This is a genomic window from Pseudomonas sp. PH1b, assembly GCF_000633395.1.
Taxonomy (GTDB): domain Bacteria; phylum Pseudomonadota; class Gammaproteobacteria; order Pseudomonadales; family Pseudomonadaceae; genus Aquipseudomonas.
Window position 1 is genome coordinate 24,430 of sequence record NZ_AYMU01000020.1, and the last position, 22,065, is coordinate 46,494.

General features: G+C 63.2%; 23 protein-coding genes and 1 pseudogene. 13 read left to right on the forward strand and 11 right to left on the reverse strand.

Going from position 1 to position 22,065, the window contains the following annotated elements:
- Positions 1-3: 3 nt before the first annotated feature.
- From U873_RS0125210 to U873_RS0125220, 3 genes are all read right to left on the reverse strand, one after another.
- Complete coding sequence (locus U873_RS0125210; protein ID WP_025130884.1) at positions 4-2,850, reverse strand: class I adenylate cyclase; 2,847 nt, start codon at positions 2,848-2,850, stop codon at positions 4-6.
- Positions 2,851-3,019: 169 nt separating this feature from the next.
- Positions 3,020-3,265: a TIGR02647 family protein gene (locus tag U873_RS0125215; protein WP_025130885.1), complete on the reverse strand. Its 246-nt coding sequence runs from the start codon at positions 3,263-3,265 to the stop codon at positions 3,020-3,022.
- Positions 3,266-3,469: 204 nt separating this feature from the next.
- Positions 3,470-3,754, reverse strand: a complete 285-nt coding sequence (locus U873_RS0125220; protein WP_025130886.1) for a hypothetical protein — start codon at positions 3,752-3,754, stop codon at positions 3,470-3,472.
- A gap of 125 nt (positions 3,755-3,879) precedes the next feature.
- Between U873_RS0125220 and U873_RS0125225 the strand changes: the two genes are divergently transcribed.
- Positions 3,880-4,527, forward strand: coding sequence for a glutathione S-transferase family protein (locus tag U873_RS0125225; RefSeq protein ID WP_025130887.1), 648 nt, complete (start codon positions 3,880-3,882; stop codon positions 4,525-4,527).
- A 64-nt stretch (positions 4,528-4,591) separates the two neighbouring features.
- Here the strand turns inward: U873_RS0125225 and argH are convergent, their stop codons facing one another.
- Positions 4,592-5,986: an argininosuccinate lyase gene (gene argH / locus U873_RS0125230; protein ID WP_025130888.1), complete on the reverse strand. Its 1,395-nt coding sequence runs from the start codon at positions 5,984-5,986 to the stop codon at positions 4,592-4,594.
- On the reverse strand, positions 5,976-6,209 hold the full coding sequence (locus U873_RS36785; protein ID WP_157838125.1) for a hypothetical protein: 234 nt from the start codon (positions 6,207-6,209) through the stop codon (positions 5,976-5,978). Before U873_RS36785 ends, argH begins: the two co-directional genes overlap by 11 nt.
- 268 nt (positions 6,210-6,477) lie before the next feature.
- Here U873_RS36785 and U873_RS37720 point away from each other — a divergent pair.
- The 8 genes and pseudogenes from U873_RS37720 to U873_RS0125265 form a co-directional block, all read left to right on the forward strand.
- A pseudogene (locus tag U873_RS37720) lies at positions 6,478-6,615 on the forward strand (sensor histidine kinase); the annotation flags it as partial.
- A complete protein-coding gene (locus tag U873_RS0125235; protein WP_025130889.1) occupies positions 6,612-7,358 on the forward strand; it encodes a LytTR family DNA-binding domain-containing protein in 747 nt (248 codons plus the stop codon). The pseudogene U873_RS37720 and the gene U873_RS0125235, both read left to right, overlap by 4 nt.
- Positions 7,359-7,485: 127 nt before the next feature.
- Complete coding sequence (gene hemC, locus U873_RS0125240; RefSeq protein WP_025130890.1) at positions 7,486-8,427, forward strand: hydroxymethylbilane synthase; 942 nt, start codon at positions 7,486-7,488, stop codon at positions 8,425-8,427.
- On the forward strand, positions 8,424-9,191 hold the full coding sequence (locus tag U873_RS0125245) for a uroporphyrinogen-III synthase (protein WP_025130891.1): 768 nt from the start codon (positions 8,424-8,426) through the stop codon (positions 9,189-9,191). The genes hemC and U873_RS0125245 overlap by 4 nt, the downstream gene beginning before the upstream one ends.
- Positions 9,192-9,207: 16 nt before the next feature.
- A complete protein-coding gene (locus U873_RS0125250) occupies positions 9,208-10,347 on the forward strand; it encodes a uroporphyrinogen-III C-methyltransferase (protein WP_025130892.1) in 1,140 nt (379 codons plus the stop codon).
- Positions 10,344-11,582 carry a heme biosynthesis protein HemY gene (locus U873_RS0125255; RefSeq protein ID WP_025130893.1) on the forward strand — a complete coding sequence of 413 codons (1,239 nt, stop codon included), beginning with the start codon at positions 10,344-10,346 and terminating at the stop codon, positions 11,580-11,582. The genes U873_RS0125250 and U873_RS0125255 overlap by 4 nt, the downstream gene beginning before the upstream one ends.
- A gap of 157 nt (positions 11,583-11,739) precedes the next feature.
- Positions 11,740-12,261, forward strand: a complete 522-nt coding sequence (locus U873_RS0125260; protein WP_025130894.1) for a disulfide bond formation protein B — start codon at positions 11,740-11,742, stop codon at positions 12,259-12,261.
- 207 nt (positions 12,262-12,468) lie between these two features.
- Positions 12,469-12,927 (forward strand): Rsd/AlgQ family anti-sigma factor, encoded by a 459-nt coding sequence (locus U873_RS0125265; RefSeq protein WP_025130895.1) that lies wholly within the window; start codon positions 12,469-12,471, stop codon positions 12,925-12,927.
- Between the two features lie 58 nt (positions 12,928-12,985).
- On the opposite strand, the gene U873_RS0125270 is transcribed toward U873_RS0125265, so the two are convergent.
- Positions 12,986-13,651 carry an FKBP-type peptidyl-prolyl cis-trans isomerase gene (locus U873_RS0125270; protein ID WP_025130896.1) on the reverse strand — a complete coding sequence of 222 codons (666 nt, stop codon included), beginning with the start codon at positions 13,649-13,651 and terminating at the stop codon, positions 12,986-12,988.
- A gap of 193 nt (positions 13,652-13,844) precedes the next feature.
- Here U873_RS0125270 and U873_RS35460 point away from each other — a divergent pair, with 193 nt between their 5' ends.
- A complete protein-coding gene (locus U873_RS35460; protein WP_043274639.1) occupies positions 13,845-14,954 on the forward strand; it encodes an AlgP family protein in 1,110 nt (369 codons plus the stop codon).
- Here the strand turns inward: U873_RS35460 and U873_RS0125285 are convergent.
- Entirely contained in the window at positions 14,951-15,415 is a 465-nt protein-coding gene (locus tag U873_RS0125285; protein WP_025130898.1) for a TIGR02444 family protein, read from the reverse strand. The two genes, U873_RS35460 and U873_RS0125285, sit on opposite strands and share 4 nt — an antisense overlap.
- A 50-nt stretch (positions 15,416-15,465) precedes the next feature.
- On the opposite strand from U873_RS0125285, the gene U873_RS0125290 reads away from it, so the two are divergent.
- From U873_RS0125290 to U873_RS0125300, 3 genes are all read left to right on the forward strand, one after another.
- A complete protein-coding gene (locus tag U873_RS0125290) occupies positions 15,466-17,376 on the forward strand; it encodes an ATP-binding cassette domain-containing protein (protein WP_025130899.1) in 1,911 nt (636 codons plus the stop codon).
- Positions 17,376-17,957: a mechanosensitive ion channel family protein gene (locus U873_RS0125295; protein WP_025130900.1), complete on the forward strand. Its 582-nt coding sequence runs from the start codon at positions 17,376-17,378 to the stop codon at positions 17,955-17,957. Before U873_RS0125290 ends, U873_RS0125295 begins: the two co-directional genes overlap by 1 nt.
- Positions 17,958-18,101: 144 nt before the next feature.
- Entirely contained in the window at positions 18,102-18,734 is a 633-nt protein-coding gene (locus tag U873_RS0125300; protein WP_025130901.1) for a LysE family transporter, read from the forward strand.
- A gap of 58 nt (positions 18,735-18,792) precedes the next feature.
- On the opposite strand, the gene U873_RS0125305 is transcribed toward U873_RS0125300, so the two are convergent.
- From U873_RS0125305 to U873_RS0125320, 4 genes are read right to left on the reverse strand one after another with little or no spacing between them, the layout of a single operon-like run.
- Positions 18,793-19,536 carry a hypothetical protein gene (locus U873_RS0125305; RefSeq protein ID WP_025130902.1) on the reverse strand — a complete coding sequence of 248 codons (744 nt, stop codon included), beginning with the start codon at positions 19,534-19,536 and terminating at the stop codon, positions 18,793-18,795.
- Between the two features lie 3 nt (positions 19,537-19,539).
- Positions 19,540-20,127, reverse strand: a complete 588-nt coding sequence (lpoB, locus tag U873_RS0125310) for a penicillin-binding protein activator LpoB (RefSeq protein WP_025130903.1) — start codon at positions 20,125-20,127, stop codon at positions 19,540-19,542.
- A 33-nt stretch (positions 20,128-20,160) separates the two neighbouring features.
- A complete protein-coding gene (locus U873_RS0125315; RefSeq protein ID WP_025130904.1) occupies positions 20,161-20,532 on the reverse strand; it encodes a YcfL family protein in 372 nt (123 codons plus the stop codon).
- Positions 20,533-20,544: 12 nt separating this feature from the next.
- Positions 20,545-22,035, reverse strand: a complete 1,491-nt coding sequence (locus U873_RS0125320) for a COG3014 family protein (protein WP_025130905.1) — start codon at positions 22,033-22,035, stop codon at positions 20,545-20,547.
- Between the last annotated feature and the right edge of the window lie 30 nt (positions 22,036-22,065).

A 22,065-nucleotide genomic window follows, 5' to 3' on the forward strand; every position in this document is an offset into this window, starting at 1 on the left:
TGGCTAGGCCTGCTCGAGCGCGTCGTTCAGCGCGCGCTCCAGGCTGGCCTTGTAACGCAGGTAGAGAATGCTCGGGCTTTGCACATCACCGAGCAGGCCGGACAGGTCAAGGTCGGTGATGTAGCAGCGATAGCGCTCCGGTTCGCGGCGCTGCGAGACAATTTCCTGGGCTACCGCGCTGAACAGCTGGTCGCCATATTCCAGTTCGGAAAATTCCCGTTGATTGCAGTACAGCGAGACGTGCACCTGCCCTGGTGCGGCCTTGCCGATAATTGCCTGCACGTCATAAAAGGCTTTGTCGACAGGTGTCAGCGGCGCTGGCCTCGCCTCTACCCGGCGTGCCCGACCGGTGCCTGAGGGCAATATCTGCAAGTAGAGTGTGTCTAAAGGTTTCTCGCCTTGGCTGTTGTCCATGGGCAGCAGTGCTTCGCGGCGGTAGAGAATCGATTGCAGGAATCGCTGCAAAGGCACCAGCAGGCTCTGTTCGTCGTGATAGGGCAGGGTCTGCTGCCAGAGGGCGTTGTGCTCGTCGAGCACATAGAGTTCCGCCTGGCTGTCGATGATCCGGTAGAACACCTGGATGCAGCCCGGCTGGCCCATGGGCAGGATCAGCGCCAGGTCATGATCTTCCAGGGCGTTCGGGTCCAGGTGCAGGGGGCTGTAGCCGGCCTGCTCCTGACCCAGGTATTCCTGCAGCGCCGCCAGCGTCGCCAGGGCCCGATGCCGGACCTGCCCGGGCACCAGCTCGAGAACGTGATAGTGCTGTTGCACCTGGATCAGGTAGCGGTAGTTGAGCTGGCTGAGCAGCAGGCTGTGGGCGGTTTCGAACAGCCCCTCCACCCGTTGGGCGATGAACTGGGCGCGGTTGTGGCAGAAGCAGCGTACCCGCAGTCGCGGTTGCGGTGCGGTTGGCAGATTGTTCAGGTAGGTGCGCAGGCAATCGAGCAGCGCATGCTCGCCGTCGTAACGCCCGACCATGACTTCATTCCAGCTGTTGAGGCTGACCTGGTCCAGGGTCAGCACCAGGTTTTCGCGCACCCCGGCGTAGCTCAGGGAGTCGGTGCGCTCGGTGGTCATGAGGATGTTCAGGTCGCGGTGGTGCTTGAGCGGGTCGACGCCGACGTTCACCAGGATCAGCACCTCGGCGGGCACACTGGCGTGCAGCAGTTGTTCTTCGCTGACGGTGGTCAGTGGCAGGGCAACGGTCTGTTGCAGGCTGCCCAGCAGGTTGAACAGCTCGAATTCGCTCAGGTCGCTGCTGCCGGGGTGCAGCGCCAGGCGGGTGCTGCTGTCGATCACCCCGTTGCGATGGCACCAGGTGAGCAGTTCCAGCAGTTCGCGGCTGCGCTTGATGGGCGCGAAATGCTCCCACTCCAGGGCGGTCAGGTTGCCGTTGTACAGCCCCCAGTGGACCTGCCCAGGTTCCTTCTTGTTTGGCGACTGCACCAGGGTCAGGGTGTCTTCGGCCAGGTCCGGGGCGATGCCCGGGTTGATGAATTCGATCTTGCCCGCCTTGCGTTCGAAGGCGGCGTACAAGCGCCGGCCCAGTACGTTCAGGTCACGCTTGTTGATCAGGCTGGCGGCCTGCTCGGTGCGAGCGAACTGGGTCAGGAAGCGATAGCTGTAGTTGAGCTCGTTGACCAGGGCCCGGCGTTCGGCGCCGACCTGGCGCACCTTCCATTGGCTGCGACTGTCCAGCAGGGCCAATTGGCGCTGATCCCAGCCCCATTCGTTGGCCAGGCGCTCCAGCAGTGCCCGCTGCCAGCTCGGGCTTCGGCCCGCGTTAGCGGTGGTGAGTTTGCGATTGACCTTGAGGTACAGGCTGCGTCGCACCAGTTCCAGGCGCTCGGTTTCGCCACGGGCCTTGAGGTATTCCTCGATGCGCCGGTAGACCACGATGTAGGGGTCCAGCTCGTCCAGGTCCAGGCGGTTGGCGAATACGGCCTGCTTGAAGCGCAGGCTCAGGCAATGGACCTTGGGGTGCTCGCTGGCATAGACCTCGATCAGCAGCAGCTTGAGCACTGACTTGTAGGGCGATTCGATGCCCTTGAACAACTGCCAGAGTCCGGCGCCGATGAACTCGCCGGGAGGGATGCGCGCCATGTGGCCCAGGTCCAGATTCTCCTCGGCGGGAACAAAACGCTTGGACAGCAGTGTGTGAATGTACTGCTCGTAGCGGGACTCTTCGTACACCGGCACCAGCCACCACAGGGGCGTGCGCCCGGCCAGCCAGATAGCGGTGCGGTAGAACTCGTCCAGCAGCAGGTAGTGCTGGGTGGTGCCGCAATCATCCGAACTCAGTTGGGTGTCCCGTTCTCCGCGAACAAAGCGGCTCGGCTCGATCAGGAAGAAGTGCGCTTCTGCGCCCTGGCCGGCCGCCCAGGTTTCCAGCAACTGGCATTTCTTCTGCAACTCGGCCAGCTCGTTTTCGCCAAGATCCGGAGCGTGGCATACCCAGACATCCATGTCGCTTTGATCGGCCTGGGCCAGGGTGCCCAGGCTGCCCATGAGGAATAGCCCATGAATCGGCCGGGGCGGGTTGCCATGGCGAGCCTTGTAGGAAAAGGATCGGGTCAGGCGCTGGGCTTCGGCCAGCGCCTGCGGGTCGGGCTCGTAATTGGACAACCCCGCTGGAGTGGCGCCGGACACGTAACCGGGCAGCAGCGGGTGATTGACGTGAAAGAACAGCGGCAGCAGGTTGAGGACCACTTGCTGGCGGGTCGACAAGCCCTCCATGGCCCGGGCCATGCGTCCTTCATTGAGACTCAGAAAACGGGCGCGCAGTTGGCTGAGAACCTTGCGATCGATTCCTTCATCCAGGTCGGGGCGGATTTCATGGGTATGGGGCATTTCAAGCGGAGCCTGAACGTGACGGTATTAGGGACGGCGAGCAGTTTACCGTCAGACAGGGGTGAGTCTTAAACTGATTTTGTTTTTTGACGCCAGATTTCTAGCGTATTGGCGGGAGGTTGCCTACGGAATCCGACAGACGGGAACCCCGCAGGCTGAGGCGCAGTGATCAGGCGGTTTCTTTGACGCTCAGGATGGTCAGCAGGCCCTGGGCGTGCTCGGCGGCATCCCGGCCAAGGCTGGTCAGGTAGCCTCCATCGGGCTGGGTGATCAGTTCCTTGTCGAACAGGCGTTGGGCGGCGGCGATGGCAGAAGGGGCAGCGGTCTGATGGATTTTCAGGCCTTCCTGGGAGTTGTCCAGGTTGAAGAGTGCAAGGATTTCCAGTTCGGCAACCAACTCAGGGGTATACGACATAAGGACTCCAGACTTTCTAGGAATGAGAGGTCAGCGTTCTTAAGGTGACCGCAGATGCGCGGCGTGTCCAGCGTTCGCTGAGGACTTTTACACCCGGGGGCAGCGGTGTTTGGCCGCAGGGTGGTTGCAGTGTAGCCAGGGCGGGGGCAACGGGTCGTATCGAGTGCAGGAGCGCTGGGGTCGGGCGCGCCCCTGCAGGGCGGCTCACTGCTTTTCGGGAGGCAGTTCCGGCAGGGCGCGCAAGGCCGCTTCGTACCACTGGGTGTCGAAGGCGCGGTCTTCCTCGAGGATCGCATCGATCTCGATGGCCAGGACGTGGGCCATCAGGTTGAGGATCTCTTCCCGCTCGTAACCCACCAGGGTCAGCTTGTTGAAGGTGGCCTTGGCCGCCGGCGGGTTGTCGCTTTCGATCTGGTTCTCGATGGCTTCGATCAGGGTGTTTTCGGCGAACTCTTCTTCGTCGATGTCGATTTCGGTTGGCTCGCTCATGGCAGGCTCCTCAAGGAAAGGTCGCCAGTTTACTCGCATTCAGGGGTGGGGTGCTGCTGGCCAGAGCGGGATTAACCTTCTATAAAAAAGCCCTGCCAACCCCTGCACGGCCTGGAGGCTATGGGATGTACAAGCTTTATGGGTTTGCCATCAGCAACTACTACAACATGGTCAAGCTGGCCTTGCTGGAAAAGGGCCTGCCCTTCGAGGAGGTGTTGTTCTACGCCGGCCAGAGCCCAGCGGCGCTGGCCATCAGCCCGCGAGGCAAGGTCCCGGTGCTGGAGGTGGAGCGGGGCTTCATCAGCGAGACCAGTGTGATCCTCGACTACCTGGAGCAGGTCCAGCCCGAGCCTGCCCTGTTGCCGCAAGATGCGTTCGAGCGGGCCCAGGTGCTGGCGCTGGCCAAGGAAATCGAGTTGTACATCGAGTTGCCGGCCCGGGCCTGTTTTCCCGAGGTGTTCTTTGGTGTGACGGTACCCGAGGCGATCAAGGAGAAGGCTGGGATCGAGTTGCTGCAAGGTTTTGCCGCGTTGCGCCGGCACGCCAGGTTCGAGCCCTATGTGGCGGGCACTCGCCTGAGCCTGGCGGACCTGTATTTCCAGTACAGCGTGAACCTGGCCCTGGTAGTCGGGGACAAGTTGTTCGGGATTGATTTCCTGGCCGAGATGCCGAAAGCGAAGGCCTTGCTGGAACGCCTGGAGCAGACACCCAACGCCAGGCGCATCGCCGCTGACAAGGCTGCGCTGATCAGCGCCAGGCGCTCCGGGAAATAGGCGGCGAAAATGCAAGCGCCCGCGCCGGCAAAGGGTTGCCGGCGCGGGCGCTTTGGGTTTTGGCTTAGCGGCTGGCCAGCAGCGCCTGGCCGCGAATCACGGCAGCCCGGACCTGGGCCGGTGCAGTACCGCCGATGTGGTTGCGGGCATTCACCGAGCCTTCCAGGGTCAGCACGGCGAACACGTCCTGCTCGATCTGGTCGCTGAACTTGCGCAGCTCTTCCAGGCTCATTTCCGCCAGGTCCTTGCCGGTTTCCACGCCGTACTTCACCGCATGGCCGACGATTTCGTGACAGTCACGGAACGGCAGGCCACGGCGTACCAGGTAGTCCGCCAGGTCGGTGGCGGTGGAGAAACCGCGCAGGGCCGCCTCGCGCATGATGGCGTGCTTGGGCTTGATGGCCGGGATCATGTCGGCGAAGGCTCGCAGCGAGTCGCGCAGGGTGTCGGCGGCGTCGAACAGCGGTTCCTTGTCTTCCTGATTGTCCTTGTTGTAGGCCAGGGGCTGGCCCTTCATCAGGGTCAGCAGGCCCATCAGTGCGCCGAATACACGGCCGCTCTTGCCCCGTACCAGTTCCGGCACGTCGGGGTTTTTCTTTTGCGGCATGATCGAGCTGCCGGTGCAGAAACGGTCCGGTAGATCGATGAACTGGAATTGCGCGCTGGTCCACAGCACCAGCTCTTCGGAGAAGCGCGACAGGTGCATCATCGCCACGCTGGCGGCGGCGCAGAATTCGATGGCGAAGTCCCGGTCCGAAACGCTGTCCAGGGAGTTGCCACCGACAGCCTCGAAGCCCAGCAGTTGGCAGGTCAGTTCGCGGTCGATCGGGTAGGTGGTGCCGGCCAGTGCAGCGCTGCCCAGGGGCATGCGATTGGTGCGCTTGCGGCAATCCACCAGGCGCTCGTAGTCACGGCTGAGCATTTCGAACCAGGCCAGCATATGGTGGCCGAAGGTCACGGGCTGGGCCGTCTGCAGGTGAGTGAAACCCGGCATGATGCTCTCGGCTTCGCGTTCGGCCAGCTCCAGCAGGCCTTTTTGCAGGCGAGTGATTTCAGCCAGGATCAGGTCGATCTCGTCCCGTAGCCACAGGCGGATGTCGGTGGCCACCTGGTCGTTGCGGCTGCGCCCGGTGTGCAGTTTCTTGCCGGTGATGCCGATGCGGTCGGTCAGGCGCGCCTCGATGTTCATGTGCACATCTTCCAGGTCCACGCGCCAGTCGAAGCTGCCGGCCTCGATCTCGCCCTGGATGGTCTTCAGGCCATCGATGATGCTGTCGCGCTCGGCATCGGTGAGCACGCCGACCTTGGCCAGCATCGTGGCGTGGGCGATCGAGCCCATGATGTCGTGGCGATACAGGCGCTGGTCGAAAGTGACAGAGGCGGTGAAGCGGGCGACGAAAGCGTCGACGGGTTCACTGAAGCGGCCGCCCCAGGACTGATTGGTCTTGTCAGTGCTCATGAATTCGCTCGTGATCTGCTGAAGGAAGATGGCGTGAAAAACAGGCGCCGATAATAACAGGGTTGCCCGGACTGTCGCTGGCACTGGTCGCCAGCTTTTTTTTGCCGGGCAGCCGCCAGATGGCTTGTCGCCGACCTCGGGGGCGCAGAGACTGAAGCCGGAACCATCCAGGGCGTGCCGGAGTAAAGTCGATGCCTTGAGTGCGGAAGGTGATATCGATCAAACGATATTTATCGATTGAGCAATATCGTCTTGGCAACCGTCTACAGTTGGACAGGAGGATCGGCACAATGGCGTGACACCCTCGTGTGTTCGCAGTGCCGGTTCATTGAGTTCACGCCGCTTCGGTCCAGACAACCCGCCCATGAAACGAGGCGGGCGCGGGCAGGGTGGACGCCGACCAGAGTAACGAGGGGGGCTTCGTGTTGAATACCGGCATTCCCTGCGACGCCGTCGCGCATCCATCGACCTTGGGCGGTATCGGGCAGGTACGGGTAAATATTGGTGCCCGACTTGCGGCACTTTTTGGCCTTCGCACTAGTCTTAGCGTGGATCGCCGTGACGGAGGTCACTCCACCTGTCTACGCTATCCTTGTGCGAGACTCACGCAGGAATCCAGCGCAATATGAATGTCCTGATCGTTGATGACGAACCCCTAGCCCGCGAGCGCCTGAGCCGGATGGTCAGTGAGCTTGAGGGATACAGTGTCCTGGAGCCCAGCGCCACCAATGGCGAAGAGGCATTGAGCCTGATCGACAGCCTGAAGCCGGATATCGTCTTGCTCGATGTTCGCATGCCCGGGCTGGACGGCCTGCAAGTCGCCGGCAAGCTGTGCGAGCGCGAGACGCCTCCGGCGCTGGTGTTCTGCGCGGCCCCGGACGAATTCGCCCTTGAGGCTTTCACTGCCAGTGGCGTCTGCCACCTGGTCAAGCCCGTGCGTTCCGAACTCCTGCTGGAAGCCTTGAAAAAGGCCGAGAGACCCAACCGAGTGCAATTGGCGGTCCTGACCCGGCCTGCGGCAGAGAGTGGCAGCGGTCCGCGCAGCCATATCAGCGCCCGGACCCGCAAAGGCATCGAACTGATACCCCTGGCCCAGGTGGTGTACTTCATCGCCGACCACAAATACGTGACCTTGCGCCATGAGGGGGGCGAAGTGCTTCTTGATGAGCCCTTGAAGGCATTGGAGGACGAGTTCGGTGAGCGTTTCGTGCGTATCCACCGTAACGCGCTGGTGGCCCGCGAGCGGATCGAGCGCTTGCAGCGCACCCCCCTGGGGCATTTCCAGCTGTACCTCAAGGGGCTCAATGGCGATGCGCTGATTGTCAGCCGGCGGCATGTGGCAGGCGTGCGCAAGATGATGCAGCAGCTCTAGATCGGCACTTGAGGTTGGTATTGAGGGGGAGCCTGGCGTCGGGAGGACGCTGCGTTTCTGATACAAGTCAAAGCTGCTTTGGCTGAGCTGTTATTATCTGCCGTATCTATTCAGTACGGATTGATCCATGTCCTCTCGCGAAATCCGCATCGCTACCCGCAAAAGTGCTCTGGCCTTGTGGCAGGCCGAATACGTCAAAGCCCGTCTGCAGGAGGCCCATCCCGGCCTCGTCGTGACCCTGGTGCCCATGGTCAGCCGCGGCGACAAGCTGCTGGACTCGCCCCTGTCGAAAATTGGCGGCAAGGGCCTGTTCGTCAAGGAGCTGGAAACCGCGCTGCTGGAAAACCAGGCTGACATCGCCGTGCATTCCATGAAAGACGTGCCCATGGACTTCCCCGAAGGCCTGGGCCTGTACTGCATCTGTGAGCGCGAAGACCCTCGGGACGCCTTTGTCTCCAACACCTATGCCAGCCTTGAGCAGTTGCCCGAGGGCAGCGTGGTGGGCACCTCCAGCCTGCGCCGCCAGGCCCAGTTGCTGACCCATCGTCCCGACCTGCAGATCCGCTTCCTGCGGGGCAACGTCAATACTCGCCTGGCCAAGCTGGATGCCGGTGAGTACGACGCCATCATCCTTGCGGCCGCAGGCCTGATCCGCCTGGGGTTCGAGGACCGCATCAGTTCCTCCATCAGTGTCGAGGACAGCCTGCCCGCCGGTGGCCAGGGCGCGGTGGGCATCGAGTGCCGCAGCGTCGACACCGAGATTCACGCCTTGCTGGCGCCTCTGCATCACGCCGATACCGCCAGCCGAGTAACCGCCGAGCGAGCGCTGAACAAGCACCTGAACGGCGGCTGCCAAGTGCCGATTGCCTGCTACGCGGTATTGGAAGGCGAGCAACTCTGGCTGCGCGGCCTGGTGGGCGAGCCCAGCGGCGGCCGCCTGCTCAGCGCCCAGGCGCGCGGCCCGCGGGCGTCGGCTGCCGAGCTGGGCGTGCAAGTGGCGGACGAGCTGCTGGCCCAGGGCGCCGATGACATTCTGCGTGCAGTCTACGGCGAGGCGGGCCAAGAGTGACTGGCTGGCGCCTGCTGCTGACCCGGCCGAGCGAGGATTGCGCCGCGCTGGCGGCGATCCTGGCCGAGTCCGCGGTATTCAGCAGCAGCCTGCCGTTGCTGGAGATTCAAGCCTTGCCAGTTACCGAGGCGCAGCGCGCGACAGCGCTGCAGCTGGAGGCCTATTGCGCGGTGATCGTGGTCAGCAAGCCTGCGGCGCACCTGGGCCTGGATCTGTTGCGGCAATATTGTCCGCAGCTGCCACGCCAGGGCTGGTTCACCGTGGGCGCCGCCACTGCGCAGATCCTCGAGGATGCCGGTGTGCAGGTGTCCTATCCTGCGCAGGGTGATGACAGCGAAGCCTTGCTTGAACTTCCCCGATTACGCGAGGCTATCCTGCGGCCTGATCCGCGAGTGCTGATCGTGCGGGGGGAGGGGGGCCGCGAGCTGCTCTCTGAGCGCTTGCGCGGCCTAGGTGCTAGTGTCGATTATCTGGAACTGTACCGCCGTTGCCTGCCGCACTACGCCGAGGCTGCGCTGCCCCAGCGGATTGCGGGGGAACGCTTGAACGGGCTGGTGGTCAGCAGTGGACAGGGTTTTAGTCACTTGCGGCAGTTGGCCGGCGCGGCCTGGCCGCAGTTGGCGAAGATGCCGTTGTTTGTTCCAAGCCCCAGGGTCGCCGACATGGCGCGTGCCGCCGGGGCGGAAAAAGTTGTGGATTGTCGCGGCGCCAGCGCCGCGGCTTTGCTAACGGCGTTACGGGAGCAACCCGTGCCCGTTCTCTAACGCAAAGGATGGATACGTGAGCGAAACAGCCTTGCCTAAAGATGAAGTCCGGCCGGTGCCCGAGACACCGGTTGAACCCACGACCCCAACCGTTGAGCGTCGTGGCAACGGGTTGGCGATACTGGCCCTGCTGCTGGGGGCGGCGGGTGTTGCTGCCGGCGGCTGGGGGATCTGGCAGGTGCGCAGCCTGCAAGCCAATCACCAGCAGCAGTTGAATCAGCTGCAAGCACTGGGGGACCAGGCCCAGAGTTTCAAGCTCAGTGAGCAACGCTTGAGTGCGCGGTTGGAACAGCTGCCGGCGGCCGATGAGCTGGAAGACCGGCGCCGCCTGGTCGCCCAGTTGCAAGCGGATCAACAGCGCTTGAACCAGCGCCTGGAGACCGTGCTGGGTGCCAGCCGCAAGGACTGGCGCCTGGCCGAAGCCGAGCACTTGCTGCGATTGGCCAGCCTGCGATTGTCCGCGCTGCAGGACATCACCAGCGCCCAGGCCCTGGTTCAGGGTGCTGACGACATTTTGCGGGAGCAGAATGATCCGGGCTCCTTCGCCGCCCGTGAGCAATTGGCCAAGAGCCTGGCGGCCCTGCGCAGCACCGAGCAGCCGGATCGTACCGGCCTGTTCCTGCAGTTGGGCGCCCTGCGCGATCAGATCCTTGAACTCAGCGCGGTGGCTCCGGAGTACAAGGACCGCGGCGATTCGCTGCTGGGATTGACCGCCGACGGCGACGGCGCGAGCCGCTGGGCCCAGTGGTGGGACCAGATCTCCCGCTACTTCCGCATCGACTTCAACGCCGACAAGAACATTCGCCCACTGCTGGCTGGCCAGGGGCTGACCCAGGTGCGCCTGGCGCTGAGCCTGGCGCTGGAGCAGGCACAATGGGCCGCCTTGAATGGGCAGGCAGCGGTCTATACCCAGGCGCTGACCGAAGCCCGCGATGTGCTGACCGGCAACTTCAACCAGGACAACCCGCAAAGCAAGGTCATGCTTGAGCGCCTGGTGGAGTTGAGCAAGCAGCCGGTGACTGTGGTCACGCCGGACCTGGCCAAGACCCTGAGTACGGTCCAGGCCTACCTGGAGCGGCGCAACCTGAATGCGCAGGACTCGATCAAGCCTCTGCCCAAGCCTGCGGCGGACACCGCCCAGGAGACGAGTCCATGAAGCGCGCCTATGTGATTGTGCTACTGGTCATTGCCGCTATCGGCTTGCTGGGACTGGCAATCGCCGAGCACCCCGGGTACGTGTTGATTGCCTATAGCAGCTTTCGCTACGAGTCCAGCCTGTGGGCGACCGTGGCGCTGATTGCGCTGATCTGGCTGGTGATCTGGGGCATCAAGTTGCTGGTCGAGCTGGTGATGGTGTCCGGTGGGGTGGTCAATCCCTGGTCGCGGCGCAATCGCAGCCGCCGAGTGCAGATCGCCATCGAGCAGGGCCAGATGGACCTTGCTGAAGGGCGCTGGGCCAGTGCCCAGAAGCATCTTCATCGCGCCGCTGAGGCTGAGCGGCAACCGTTGCTGTACTACCTTGGTGCCGCCCGGGCGGCCAACGAGCAGGGCCACTATGAAGAATGCGATCGCCTGCTGGAGCGAGCCCTGACCCGTCAGCCCCAGGCGGAGTTGGCCGTGGCGCTGAGTCATGCTCAGTTGCAGACCGATCGCGGTGATACCGAAGGTGCGCTGAGCACCCTGCAAGCCATGCATGAGCGTCATCCCCACAGTGTCCAGGTGCTGCGCCAATTGCAGCGCTTGCATCAGCAGCGCGGCGACTGGTCGGCGCTGATCCGCCTGCTACCGGAACTGCGCAAGGACAAGGTCCTGCCAGCCAGCGAGCTGCAGGAGCTGGAGCGCCGGGCCTGGGGCGAGAACCTGACCCTGGCCGCGCGCCGAGAAGAGGATCAGACCGCAGGACTGCAATCGCTCAATCGTGCCTGGCAGCAACTGACCTCGGCGCAGCGCCAGGAGCCGCAACTGGTGCTGGCCTATGCCGAGCAGTTGCGCCAACTGGGCGCTTCGGCCGAGGCCGAGGAAGCACTGCGTACCGCTCTCAAGCGCCACTACGAAAGTCATCTGGCCCGGCTGTACGGCCTGGTGCGTGGCAGCGATCCGTCACGGCAATTGCAGACGGCCGAGCATTGGCTCAAGGATCATCCGGATGACCCGAGCCTGTTGCTGACCCTGGGTCGCCTGTGCCTGCAGAACAGCCTGTGGGGCAAGGCCCGGGATTACCTGGAAAGCAGCCTGCGGCTGCAGCGCAACCCGGAAGCCTGTGCAGAGCTGGCTCGACTGCTGGCGCAGTTGGGCGACACCGAGCGTAGCAACCAGCTGTTCCAGGAAGGCCTGGGGCTGCTGGACGAGCGCCTGCTGGCTTCTCCGTTGCCGGTGCCGGCCCGGGTCTGAGACGCCCACCGGGGCCGGTTGCCTGTTGCAGGTCACCGGCCTTCCTGGGTCTGATTGGACCTTGGCTGATCATCGATCATCTGCGGCATAGCGCTCCTTGAAAGGAGCGAGCGCTTTCTCTACCGTGGCAGCCTGTTTCTCCCGTTACGGATATCTCATGTCGCTGGCCGGCTCTCGCTTGCTGTTCTCCCTGGTGTTCCTGGTGGGGGCCTTGGCCTCGTGGGCAGCGTTCAACCTGCAATCCGGTGGCGGCCTGGATTCCTGTCCGTTGTGGGGAGTCCAGCGTTTGCTGTTGCTGATGTTCGGCGGGGTCAACCTGCTGGCGGTGATACAGGGGCCGGGGCGCCGGGGGCGGGTGGTCTACTGGGGGATCAACCTGCTGCTGGGGGTGCTCGGGGTGATCACCGCCGGGCGCCATGTGCTGCTGCAGAACATTCCTTCCGAACAGCTCCTGGCGTGCTTGCCGGACATGCCATTCATGCTGCGCAATCTGTCCTGGTGGCAGGCGCTGCAACTGACCTTCATGGGCACCGCAGACTGTGCCGAAGTCTCCTGGACCCTGCTGGACATGAGTCTGCCGGAGTGGAGCCTGCTGTTTTTCGTGAGCCTGCTGATCTTCAGTGGCTACCGCCTGCTACGCCTGATGCGCGCTGCCCGCAACGCTGTGGCGTTGCCCTGAGTCAGTGTTTGGCTGAGGGCGGAGGATTAAACGCTTGTATGAACTTTATCTCCTGCGTACCTTGAAGCTGTTGTCGAGCGGGCATAATCTGGCCCGCACGCGTCACTGGAATTATGTTGCTCGATGCTGTTGCACCTGACCGGATCCAGAGTCTCCAACGGGGGGCGGCGGGCAAGCGGCATGACCCATAGGGGAAGAGAGATCACCATGCTCGAAAGTTGTCAGAATGCTCAGGAACGCTGGGGTGGAGTGCACCTGCTGATCGACCGATGGTTGCAGGAGCGTCACGAACTGGTTCGAGCCTATGATGCGCTGGGCGCCGAGCCCGAGGCACTGAGCGAGAGCAAGAAACCCCTGCAGGAATTCTGCGGGATCCTGGTGGACTATGTTTCCGCCGGCCATTTTGAAATCTACGAACAGCTGACCAGCGAAGCCAAGGCTTTTGGCGACACGCGCGGGCTTGAGCTGGCCGACACCCTCTATCCGCGCATCGACGTGATCACCGAGAAGCTCCTGGCGTTCAACGACCTGTGCGATGCCGGCCAGTGCGTGGCGCAGAAGTTCAAGGAACTGGGTGGCCTGTTGCACGAGCGCTTCGAGCTGGAAGATTGCCTGATCGAAGTGCTGCATAACGCCCACAAGCAGGAAGCCGTGGCACAAGCCTGAGACCGGCACCCAATAAAAAAACGGCACGCTTCGGCGTGCCGTTTTTCGTTGTGGCGCTTCAGCCGGAAACGCCGAGCAGTTCGATGTCGAACACCAGTGGCGTATAGGGTGCGATCAAGTCGCCGGCGCCTTCTGTGCCATAGGCCTGACTCGACGGAATCACCAGGCGCCATCGGGCCCCGGTGGGCATCTGCGACAAGGCGCTGCGCCAGCCGGCGATCACGCTGTCCAGGCGAAACCACTGTGGCTGCTGGGTCTGGTCGAACACAGTGCCATCAGGCAGGCGCCCGGTATAACGCACCTGCACCGATCCGTTGGGGCTGGCCTTGTTGCCGCTGCCGGGGCTCAACTCGGTCAGCAGAATGCCCTCCGCCAGTTGGCGAACTCCGGGCTTGGCCTTTTCCTCATCGAGAAAACGCTGCTCGTTCTTCAGCGCAGTTTCTGTCTGGGACTTGGCCGACTGCTCGCTGATCCGGGTGTCGTGCTCGGCGAGAATCTGTTCGATGCGTTCGCTTTTCAGCGCCAGTGGCTTGCCTTGGTAAGCCGCTCTCAAGCCTTCGACCAGGGCCTGGATCTGCAGGTCGGGCACTTCGTCGCGCAAGCGCTCACCCAGGCTTGCCCCCAGGCTGTAGGCAAGATCGTGGGCACTATTGGGTGGTGCTTCGGTAGCCGCTTGAGCCAGTGGCAGGAACAGGCTCAAGGATAAAAACAGGTAACGCGACATGGGCACTCTCCGGCCTGAATTGCGGTGGATTATGCCAGCGACAAAGCGCTCGTTGGTGAGCAACTTCGGTGGGCGCGAAGAACATTTTCAATCGGCTGCAACGCCAGGCTTTCGATACTGTCAACATGCCCTAGCGGCGGTAGCAGCAGAGGTCTAGTATGAGCCGCAACTCACGTCAGCCAGGAGGTAAACCATGTCGGCCAATAAGAAGCCTGTAAATACTCCGTTGCATTTGCTCCAACAGCTGTCGGGCAGCTTGCTCGAACATTTGGAAAACGCTTGTTCCCAAGCCTTGGCTGATGCTGAAAAATTGCTCGCCAAGCTGGAAAAACAACGGGGCAAGGCACAGGAAAAACTGCACAAATCGCGTACTAAACTGCAGGACGCCGCGACAGCTGGCAAGGCCAAGGCACAAGCCAAGGCCAAGACCGCAGTCAAGGAACTCGAAGACCTGCTCGACGCGTTGAAAGAGCGTCAGGCGCAAACCCGTACCTACATTCTGCAACTCAAGCGCGACGCCCAGGAAAGCCTGAAACTGGCTCAAGGCGTTGGTCGTGTGAAGGAAGCAGTAGGCAAGGCATTGAGCTCTCGCGATGCCAAGCCGGCAGCCGTTGCAGCGAAGAAGCCCGCCGCCAAGCCCGCCGCTAAAGCAGCAGCCAAACCTGCAGCCAAGCCAGCAGCTAAACCGGCTGCGAAAAAACCTGTCGCTGCCAGCGCGGCCAAGCCCGCAGCCAAGCCTGCGGCCGTTAAATCTGCTGCGGCAAAACCTGCTGCCAAGCCTGCCGCCAAACCGGTTGCAGCCAAACCCGCAGCTAAAGCCGCTGCCAAACCAGCGGCCAAGCCTGCTGCCAAACCCGCTGCGAAACCTGTTGCAGCCAAACCTGCAGCCAAGCCCGCGGCGAAACCTGCGGCTAAAACTGCAGCTGCCAAACCCGCTGCGGCTAAACCTGCAGCCAAACCAGTGGCCAAGCCTGCTGCTGCAAAAGCACCGGTAAAGGCTGCCGCCAAACCCGCAGCCAAACCCGCTGCCAAGCCAGCAGTAGCCGCCAAGCCTGCCGCTGCATCGTCGGCCGCCAAGCCTGCCACAGCCAAGCCTGCTGCCAAACCGGCGGTGAAAAAGCCAGTGGCCAAACCAGCGGCCGCCAAGCCAGCCGCGGCCAAACCTGCGACCCCTGCAGCCAAGCCGGCGGCACCTGCAGCGGCTGCGGTCAAGCCAGCAGCGCCAGCGGCTCCTGCACCGGCTGCCAGTGCACCCGCAACTCCCGCTGTGCCTGCGGCCAGCACCCCCTCCAGCGCTTCCTAAGCGCCGGTCACCGCGAGGCGCAGCACTTGCAGCGCATCGCGGTTGAGGTCGGCGGCTTCGGCCGCCAGTCCTTCCAGCCAAGCCTCCAGACTCTGTGCCTGAGCTGCGGGCCACCCTTGCGCTCGTGCCTGCAGACGCAGCAGCAGTTGCCGTTCGGCTTCCAGTTCCAGGCTCTTGAGCTGTTCACGCAAGGCGCTTAATTCGGTGTCTGCGCTCGCTGCCTCGCGCCACCCGATCCGCAGGTTGCGCAAAGGCTGCACCACCTCCCGGTCCCAGGGTACCGTCAGCTCTTCAAGCTGCTTCAGGCGATGTTGATCACAGCCTATTCCCTGTCGACCCAGCCAAGCCCCGCAAAGCAACAGGCAGACATTGGCCCCGCTTTCCTGCAATTGCAGGCAGGCCTCCTGCACGCCGGGCAGGGCATAGGTCTTCAGGGCAAAGCTCCACAGGTCAGAGGACATAGTGCTACTCGCGCCAGTTGCGAACGAAGCTGGTAGACTCCGCCGCCATTATGATTCGACTTCAGAACCTGACTTTACAGCGTGGTCCGCAACGTCTGCTAGAAGACGCCGAGCTGACCCTGCACGCCGGCCATAAAGCCGGCCTGATCGGTGCCAACGGCGCCGGAAAATCCAGCCTGTTCGCCCTGCTGCGCGGTGAGCTGCACCCGGACTCGGGTGACTGCTTCCTGCCGGCCGACTGGCGCATTGCCCACATGCGTCAGGAGGTCGATACCCTCGAGCGCCTGGCGGTGGACTATGTGCTTGACGGCGACCTGCGCCTGCGCCAGGTGCAGCATGACCTGGCCGCCGCCGAAGCGGCCCACGAAGGTGCTGCCCAGGCGCGCCTGCATGCCGAACTGGACAGCGCCGACGGCTACACTGCCGACGCCCGCGCCCGCAAACTGCTGGCCGGCCTGGGTTTCACCAACGAGCAGATGGACCGCCAGGTCGGCGACTTCTCCGGGGGCTGGCGGATGCGCCTGAACCTGGCCCAGGCGCTGATGTGCCCGTCGGATCTGTTGTTGCTCGACGAACCCACCAACCACTTGGACCTCGACGCCATCATCTGGCTCGAAGAGTGGCTCAAGGGCTACCCCGGTACTTTGCTGCTGATCTCCCACGATCGCGACTTCCTCGATGCCGTGGTCGATCACGTGGCCCACGTGGATCAACGCAAGATCACCCTCTATCGCGGCGGCTACAGCGCTTTCGAACGGGCCCGTGCCGAACGCCTGGCCCAGCAACAGCAGGCCTACGAGAAGCAGCAGGCGCAGCGTGCGCACATGGAAAGCTACATCGCCCGCTTCAAGGCCCAGGCCACCAAGGCCCGCCAGGCCCAGAGCCGGATCAAGGCCCTGGAGCGCATGGAAGAACTGTCGGCAGCCCATGTCGACTCGCCGTTCGACTTCACCTTCCGCGAGTCGACGAAGATCTCCAGCCCCCTGATCGACCTCTCCGACGCGCGCCTGGGTTATGGCGAGCGCACCATCCTGGAGAAGGTCAAGCTGCAACTGACGCCGGGTGCGCGGATCGGCCTGCTGGGCCCCAACGGTGCCGGCAAGTCGACCCTGATCAAGAACCTGTCCGGTGAGCTGCAGCCCCTGGCCGGCCGCCTGACCCGTGGCGAGAACACGGTCGTCGGCTATTTCGCCCAGCATCAGCTCGACTCTCTGGATGCCAAGGCCAGCCCGTTGCTGCACTTGCAGCGCCTGGCTCCTACCGAGCGCGAACAGCCCCTACGCGATTTCCTCGGCGGCTTCGACTTCCGTGGCGCCCGTATCGATGAGCCGGTGCTGAATTTTTCGGGCGGTGAAAAGGCCCGCCTGGCGCTGGCGCTGATCGCCTGGGAGCGGCCGAACCTGTTGCTGCTCGACGAACCCACCAACCACCTGGACCTGGAGATGCGCCTGGCCCTGACCATGGCCTTGCAAGAGTTCAGTGGCGCGGTGCTGGTGGTCTCCCACGATCGCCATCTGCTCAAGAGCACCACTGACAACTTCTTCCTGGTGGCCGACGGCAAGGTCGAAGAGTTCGATGGCGACCTGGACGACTACACCCGCTGGCTGGTGGATTACCGCCAGCGCAATGCCCCGGTCAGCAATGCTCCGGTCAATCCGGACAAGACCGACAAGAAGGCCCAGCGCCAGGCCGCTGCCGCCCTGCGCCAGCAGCTGGCACCGCACAAGCGAGAAGCCGACAAGCTGGAAACCGAGCTGGGCAAGGTGCATGAGCGCCTGGCCAAGATCGAGGCCAGCCTCGGCGACAGCGGTTTGTACGAGGCAGCGCGCAAGGATGAACTGCGGGACCTGCTGGCCGAGCAGGCCAAGCTCAAGGTCCGTGAGTCCGAGCTGGAAGAGGCCTGGATGGAGGCCCTGGAACTGCTGGAAAGCATGCAGGCCGAGCTGGAGGCGCTGTCCTGATGGAGGCGCTGCAGTTGCCGTTGCCGGCGCAGTGGATCGGTCCGTTGTGGGTTGGCGTGCAGATCTTGCTGATTCTCTTGGCGGGCTATCTGGCCCAGCGTTTCGTGGCCCGTGGCCTGACCCGCCTGGGCGAGCGTTACCCGTTCCCGCCGCAATTGCTGATGCCGCTGCGCGGCGGCCTGCGCTGGCTGATCATGGGCAGCGCGGTGATCTTCGTCCTGGAGCGTCTGGGGGTGTCCGCCACAGTGCTGTGGACGGCCCTGTCCGGCTTCGTCGCGGTGGCGGCCGTGGCCTTCTTCGCGATGTGGAGCGTGCTCTCCAACCTGCTGTGCGCGATCCTGATCTTCACTGTCGGCCCGTTTCGCCTGGGGGATGTGGTGGAGCTGGTGGACACCGTCGACAAGCCCGGGGTCAAGGGCCGGGTCGTGGCGATCAACCTGCTGTACACCACCCTGATCGAGTCCGAAGAGGCCGGCACCGGCAGCGCCATGGTGCAGGTGCCCAACAGCCTGTTCTTCCAGCGCTCCGTGCGCCGGTGGCGCGGCAGCGACGTGCTGCCCGTGGGGACGGGCGAAAAGTAGCCGCTCACTGCTAGAGCGCGCCTGTAGCCGCTGTGGCAGTGACTGCCAGGGTCGAGTAGCGCCTGTCCGACAAAAAAACATGGTCAGTCGCCGGTCGGAGGATTAGCTTAGGCAGTCACGACCAAATTCGATCCGAGGTGTGCGATGGCTTTTGAGACATGGCTGGCGTTTTTTGCCGCCAGTTGGGTGATCAGTCTTTCTCCCGGGGCAGGTGCCATTGCGTCCATGTCCTGTGGTCTGCAATACGGTTTCTGGCGCGGTTACTGGAACGCTTTGGGCCTGCAACTGGGCCTGGCCATGCAGATCGCCATTGTCGCGGCCGGCGTGGGCGCCATCCTTGCCGCCTCTGCCACCGCCTTCTATGCCATCAAATGGTTCGGTGTGGCCTATCTGGTCTACCTGGCAGTGAAACAGTGGCGGGCGCTGCCCAGCGACCTCAGCGACGACGCGGCCATCCGTCCCATCGGCAAGCCCCTGGCCCTGGTGTTCCGCGGCTTCCTGGTGAACATCAGCAACCCCAAGGCCCTGGTGTTCATGCTGGCGGTGCTGCCGCAGTTCATCGATCCTCATGCGCCATTGCTCAAGCAATACCTGATCCTCGGCGCCACCATGATCGTGGTCGACCTGATTGTCATGGCCGGCTACACCGGGTTGGCGTCCAAGGTCTTGCGGCTGTTGCGCACCCCGGTCCAGCAGCGGCGGATGAACCGCACTTTCGCCGGGCTGTTCATCGGCGCAGCGGGCTTGCTGGCAACCATCCGCAAGGCTGCGGTGTAGGTTCTCCGGCGATAAAAAAAGGCGACCCCATGGGTCGCCTTTTTCGTTGGCGTAAGCGTTAGCGCAGAATCACCGGCGCCGTGTCCGGCGGCAGGTTGTTGCGCATCGGCGCCTGCCCCTGCTGCTCGTAGCCGCCACGGCCCAACTGCTCGGCCATCTGCCGAGTGACATCCTCGCCCAGGGCCTTGGACACTTCGCGCACCACCCGCGGCCGGTTCAGCGAGACGCGGATGTCGCGGCTGTTCACCAGCTTGGTGTCCTGGCCTTCGCCCATGGCAGTGAATGCCGAGGTGATCTCGAAGGTGCGGGTGTTGATCAGGCTGAAATCCGCCACCAGGGTCAGGCCCAGCACCGCCGAGTAGCTGTTGGTATTGGCCAGCTCGTTGATGTCCTGGGTGAAGTCGATGTCCGACACGGTGCCGAACAGCACATAGTCGGCACCCTTGAAGTTGCCGGCCTTGATGCGCTTGATCACGTCATAGACGTTGGCCTTGGACGCATCGGTGTGGGGCGAGCCCTGCACCAGCTGGAACATCCCGGACTTGAGGATCCCGCCCTTGATGTCACCGGTGAACTTGCGCAGTTCGCCTTCTTCGATGTAGCTGGTGCTGGCTTCCAGTTCGTTGTAGCTGGCCGAGCCGCTGGAGCTGTAGTAGCCCTCGCGATAGTTCTGCTGGGCCGAGACTAGGTGAATGTACTCCTGCACACGCTCCTGGTAGGCCAGGTCCGTGACTGCGACTTTCGGCGCCGCCTGCGCGCTGAAGGCGTAGGCCAGGGCCAGGATGCCAATCCATGCACGCATCGTTTAGCGCTCCGTGGTCTTGCGGATCTCTTTTTCGTCCATCCACTCGGCCAGACCGCTCTCGACGTCGATCAACTGCAGGCTGAATTTGTAGAAGACGTCCTTGTAATCGCTGCTGCGCTTGACGATGGAGCTGATGGAGCCCTCAAGGCGGTATTTGGCGGCGATCATGTTGCCGGTCTTGGCCACGGTGGATTTCTTGTACAGGCCGCTCTGGTTCTGCAGCTTGAGCTGGTCGACCTGGCTCTGCATGGCGGTGTTATCGCTGGCGAAGCGGGCGGTGCCGGACTTCATCAGTTGGGTCTTGATCGAGGTGGTGATCTCGCGGGTGTCGATGTACTCGCTGGTCTTGTTCTTCACGTCGTAGACCTGCACCACCGGGCGGCCCTGGAGGATGCCGGACTGGGCCAGGGAGCGGGTCATGGATTCGGCGATCATCTGCAGGTCGGTGGAGCCGAACTCGTTGGTCACCAGTTCCACGGCCTTGCTGTCGCCGTAGCTGATGTTCTTGCCACCCAGTACCGGGGAGTTGTTGGCGCAGCCGCTGGCCAGCAGGGCGGCCACGGCGAGGAAGGAAAAGCGTGCAAACATGGAAGTGTTCTCTTGATCGGGTTCAGGGACGGCTTATTGGGTTTTGACTTCCATGCGAAAGTCGGTGGCCTTGGGCACCGGCGCGATGGCCGGCAGGAAGGTGGCCTGGGCCGCGTACAGGTTGAAGACTTTCCAGCTTTCCTCGTCGGCCACCGGGAAACCGTCGTCGCCCAGCCAGACGAAGCGGTAGTACATCGTCATGTTGGTGTGGCTGGTGTTGTTCAGTGCCACCTTGACCGTCAGGAAGCCGTTTTCACGGGCGACCCGCATCGCACCGATGGCGATATTGTTGAACTTGTTCATCACCACCACCTTGCTCGCGGCACTGCCGGGGGCCGGAGGCGCAGGGGTGGTGCAACCGGCCAGGAGGGCCAGTGCGGCAACAGCGAGAAGTTTCACGCGCATGAGGAGCTCCGCTTAGGGACGTTGGTTGCTGGCCATGGCCTGGCCGGCGTTGTTCGGGATGACCTGGGCAGCCAGGCCGCTGCTGAATACCCGGTTGCCCACCACGCGCAGGGCGATCACCTGGTAGCGCTGGTCGACCTTGACCTGTACCTGGGTGCCCCCCAGAGCGTTGGGCAGGCTCAGGCTGTGTTCGCCCTGCTTGAGGCGCAGGCGCGCCACCTGAGTGTTGTCCGGCAAGGTGCGCCAGGTGCGGGTGTCGGCGCCTTCGGTGATCGCCGAAGCCAGGCCGACGGCGAGGCCGGCCAGCGGATTGACTTCGTTGAGGTTCTTTTGCGCGATGCCACGACTCACGGCGCGCACGGTGGTACGCAGGATGATCCCCGGCATGTCGTCACGCAGGGCCCGGCGGGACATGGCAGTGGTGCTGTTGAGCAGGGTCAGGTTCTGCTGCTGGCCGTCGATGCCGATCTGGGCGAAGGCCTGGGTCGAGGTGTCGGCCTTGATCACCGGGAATGACAGCGGGGTGATCACCAGATGGTCGTTGATCGGCAGGGGCAGGGGAATGCGCACCGAGTCACGCGCCGGAGCCAGGCCGCTTTGCACCACGATCAACACGTCGCTTTCGTCAGCCGCGAGGACCGGCACCAGCGCCTTGATCGGGGCCTGGGCCGAAGCCTTGCGCTTGGACTTGGTCGAGGATTTGCCAGGGGCTTCAACCGCTACCGGCGCAGCGGGCTCATCCAGGTTCAGCAGTGCCTGCTCCAGCAGTGGAGTATTGGGGCGCAGCTCGGCGGCCTTGCGGTAGCCGGGTGCCGCCAGGTCCTTCTCGCCCAGGGCTTCATAGACGAAGCCGGCCAGGTAGTGGCTGAAGGCGCTCTGATAGCTGTTCTTCAGGTTGACCACGTCTGGCGCATCGAGGGCTTCCACCGGGTAGCCCTTGAGGTCCTTGTACTGAGTCTTGACCCCCTGCTTCTCGGCCTCGTCCTCGCGCTTGAGGTATTCCTTGTCCCGCAGCTCGGCGATCACCGCTTCGCGCTCGTGGGTTTTCTTGATCGCCATGCGGGCGCCATCGAAATCATTGCTGGCCAGCAGGTTCATGGCCATCTGGGTGGTCAGCATGACTTTTTCGTAGTCGTAGCCTTCGTAGCGGCGGACCTTGTCATTGACCAGAAAGCTGCCGAACTGGGCCAGGTACTTGTCGCTGTCGAACTTGACCGAGTCTTCCCAGTTGCCCACCACCTGGTCGGCATGGCCCCAGGCAGCCTGGCTGCCATTCAGATCGCCCTTGGCTCGCAGCAACTCGCCTTTCTCGAAGTAGTAGAGGAGGTCCTTGTCTTCACCCTGGTTGTTCTTTTCCAGCAGGGTCAGGGCGGCATCGAGATTGCCGGCACGCAATTGCTGGTTGGTTTCCTGAAGTTCGCTGTCGTAGCTGCGAAAGGCCGAGCAACCGGCGAGCAGGGTGACTGCGCTGAGGGCAATCAAGGTGAGGGCGCGGGATGCCATGGGTACTTCTTCCCTGAATGAGACAGCCTG